Origin of the sequence: Flavobacterium sp. LMO6 (assembly GCF_009495795.1) — a bacterium.
Taxonomy (GTDB): Bacteria; Bacteroidota; Bacteroidia; order Flavobacteriales; family Flavobacteriaceae; genus Flavobacterium.
Window position 1 is genome coordinate 1 of the sequence record NZ_WIBH01000026.1, and the last position, 3,848, is coordinate 3,848.

At 35.6% G+C, this 3,848-nt stretch carries 3 protein-coding genes; all 3 read left to right on the top strand.

Translation table 11 applies throughout. The features are described 5' to 3' along the window. On the top strand, window positions 1-194 hold a 194-nt coding region (locus GFJ99_RS13095), incomplete at its 5' end, for a T9SS type B sorting domain-containing protein (protein ID WP_153209469.1). A 155-nt stretch (window positions 195-349) separates the two neighbouring features. Continuing rightward, window positions 350-733, top strand: coding sequence for a hypothetical protein (locus GFJ99_RS13100; RefSeq protein ID WP_153209471.1), 384 nt, complete (start codon window positions 350-352; stop codon window positions 731-733). A 27-nt stretch (window positions 734-760) separates the two neighbouring features. Further along, the coding region (locus GFJ99_RS13105; RefSeq protein WP_153209473.1) for an S-layer family protein at window positions 761-3,848 on the top strand (3,088 nt) is incomplete at its 3' end.

Below are 3,848 nucleotides of genomic sequence, written 5' to 3' on the forward strand. Positions count from 1 at the left end.
CAGATGCTAAATTATACATCTTTGATCGTTATGGTAAATTGTTAAAACAATTAAGTGCTACAGATGGAAGTAATGGTTGGGATGGAACGCATAATCAGCAATTGTTACCATCAACAGATTATTGGTTTTCATTAGATTACACAGAAAATGGAGTAGGAAAACAATTTAAAGCCCATTTTACTTTGAAAAGATAGTTTTAAATTATATCATTTAGGAGAGGATTAATCGTACGATTAATCCTCTCTTTTTTTATTTTCGGTTTAAATGCAAAAAAAACTGATAATGTGTTATTGTTATGTTAATTTTTTTTGTATTATTGTTAATAATAATGTAAAAAAATAGACTTCTAATGAAAAATATTTTTGCTTTTGTGTTGGTTTTATTAGCTTCTTCGCTAGTTAATGCCCAAAATTCTATTGAAAATAATTATAATTTGCCTCCAGGTGTTGTATTGCAAAAAAAAGGTGTGAAACAAAATGACCTTTCTTATAAATTAAATATCGTTAATTATCAAAATAATCAATTGGCTGATAATTTTTTAAGAAAGTTTACTTCTGAAGAAATTATTGAAATGGAGAATAATAAAGGTGAAGACTATTTTTATTATAAAAAAGCAAATGAATATTTTTTGTCTCTATCTGATAAAGTTAGAAAAATTTATACATATGATGAGCTTTGGTTTATCTACATGTTTGATCAAGATTTAAAGCAAAAATTAACTAAAATAAACTAGTAATAGTTTTTATATTAAATAAAGATTATGATTAAAAAATACTCCCTACTTTGGATTTTTATATTTTTCTCTTTTAGTATGTTCTCTCAAACATATACAATGTCTAATGGAGCAAACGGTACAGTTGCTACATGTTCTGGAACATTTGTCGATGATGGTGGTGGTGGGAATTATGCTAACAGTCAAAATAGTACTATAACTTTTTGTCCATCTACTCCTGGTGATATAGTTAAAATAGTTTTTAATACTTTTGATACTGAAGGAGGAGGAGGGCTTTGTACGGATTATTTAGATGTATGGTATGCAAATGCGGTAGGTGCTGTTGGAACCAATAATGATAGATTATGTGGAGCATTAGGAACTGCAACCCTTATTTCTACCAGTCCTGATGGTTGTATTTCATTACAATTTATTTCAAATAACAATACAAGACGAGCTGGTTGGTCTGCAACAATTTCATGTGCTACTCCATGTGTAACTCCCATAGCTGGTTTAGTTGATAGTTCAACGGTTAATATATGTCCTTCTACTGCAACTAATCCAGGAGCTTTAGCTGTTAATTTTAATGGTAGTGCTTCAAATGCGCCAGGAGGTTTTTCAATTTCTGCTTATGAATGGTCTTGGGGTGATGGTACAACTTCAACTACAGCTTCACCTAATACATCGCATACTTTTCCTGGTCCTGGGATTTATTCAGTTAGTTTGTCGGTAAGAAATAATAATACAGATATAGATCCGTTAGGTTGTCAAAGCACTAATGCTGCTACACGAGTTGTTCGGGTATTACCTCCCCCAGATTTTACAGGTTCATCACTAACTACATTTAATGTAAGTTGTGGAGATTCGGTTAATTTAAATGGATTAGCAACTTCACAAACTATGGCAACTAATCCATTATCTGTTTCTGGTAGTCCAATAGCATTACCTGATGGTAGTGGGGTAAATTATAACACGACTCTTGATTTTACTGGTCTTTTTCCAGTTGGAGCAACAATGACACCGGGTTGTTATCCTACTATAACTTTTGATTTAGAACATACTTATTCAGGTGATTTACAACTAACTTTAATATCGCCTACAGGTCAAAGTGTGTTGATTTATGATCAACATGGTAATGGAACTAATTTTGGTGTTTGTGCTAATCCTGCGGACGATGGAGTGGCTGGTTGTCCTGCTACTTATACGGTTGTAAATGCAGGCGGTGTTAACTGGACAGCTGCAGGTGTAACAACTGTTGCGCCTGTAAGTGGAACTTGTTCTTATACAGGTTTATGTGAAACAGGAGATAATTATATTTCTCAAACGTATAATTCTACAAACCCATTTACTTCATTAAACGGTGCAGATCTAAATGGAGTTTGGACATTAAGGGTAAGGGATAATATTTTTTTGGACGATGGTACAATAACGGGTTGGTCATTAGCATTTCCTGGTTCTTGTTATGCGAATGCAGAGTTTGTTACTCCAGATATTGCAACTTTAACATGGAGTAATAGTGGAGCAGGACCAGTTGTGCCAGCTCAAACTACAACTTCGACTATAGTAATAGATCCCGGACCAGGTGGTTGTCCTGCTCCAGGAACATGTGTTGGAAATCAATTAACTAATAACGTTACAGTTGGACCATTTTTAAATGCTGGTTCTTTCACATATACATTAACGGCTGTAGATGAATATGGTTGTAATTATGTTAGAAATGTTGCAGTAAATGTTGCAGCAGTTTGTCCTACAGCAGCCATTTCTTACACTGGATCACCATTTTGTTCAACTTCGCTACCAGTAAATGTAAATTTAACAGGAACAGGGTCATATACAACTGGAGTTTTTAGTGCTCCTGCAGGTTTATCAATTAATTCAGCTACAGGTCAAATCACACCTGCTACAAGTACCCCTGGTACATATACTGTTACATATACAATTGCACCAAATGCTTGTTGTGCTGTGCCAACCGTTACTACTACATCAGTTACAATTAGTGCTGGTCCTGTTCTTAGTACTTTGACTTCTAATTCGCCAATTTGCTCAGGTAACAACGCTGTATTTAATATTACTGGGACACCAAATGCTATAGTTAGTTATAATATTAATTTAGGTGCTTCACAAACTACAACAATAAATGCTGGAGGAACAGTAACAGTTACTGTACCTTCTGTTACAACTAATACAACATTTAATGCTATAAATATTGCTGCAGCAGGTACTCCGGTTACAGGTAATGGTCTGTCTGCTGTTGGAGGTATTACTCCAGCTAACTCTACGGGTGCAATTTCTGCCCTTGGAGCAGCTGCTGTGGCTGGAAATTGTACTCAATTAGATAATACAAATTTAGTTTTAACTATTACTTTACAACACACTGTTCCTGCTGGGACTTCAATAACTGTTAGTCTGGCTAGAGATAATGCTGCTGGTGATGTTACAGTTTCATCAGGAGGAAGTTCTGTTGTTTTTAATGGTGGTACTCTAGATTTATTAAGTCAAATTACAATTATTCCAACTGTATCTACAAATACAATTACTTTTACTCGTAATGCGGGTAGATTATGGATAGATGGTGTGCAGTATACCTTCACTCCGCCTGGTTGTTCATCAACTATTACTAATACTGCAACAGTTGTTGTAAATCCATTAAACACGATTGCCTCAGGAACAAATCAAACGGTTTGTATCAATAGTGCTATTACGAATATCGCTTTAGCAACAACAGGAGCTACAGGTGCAACATTTGCTGGATTGCCAGCAGGTGTTACAGGTTCATGGGCAGGTAATGTGGCTACCATTAGTGGTACACCAACTGTTTCAGGAACTTTTAACTATACTGTAACTACAACAGGAGGATGTCCACCAGCAACAACAATTGGAACTATTACTGTTACGCCATTAAATACAATTGCAGCAGGTACGAATCAAACGGTTTGTATCAATAGTGTTATTACGAATATTGCCTTAGCAACAACAGGAGCTACAGGCGCAACATTTGCTGGATTACCAGCTGGAGTTACAGGTTCATGGGCAGGTAATGTGGCAACCATTAGTGGTACACCAACTGTTTCAGGAACGTTCAACTATACTGTAACTACAACAGGAGGATGTCCACCAGCAACAGCTACCGGAACAA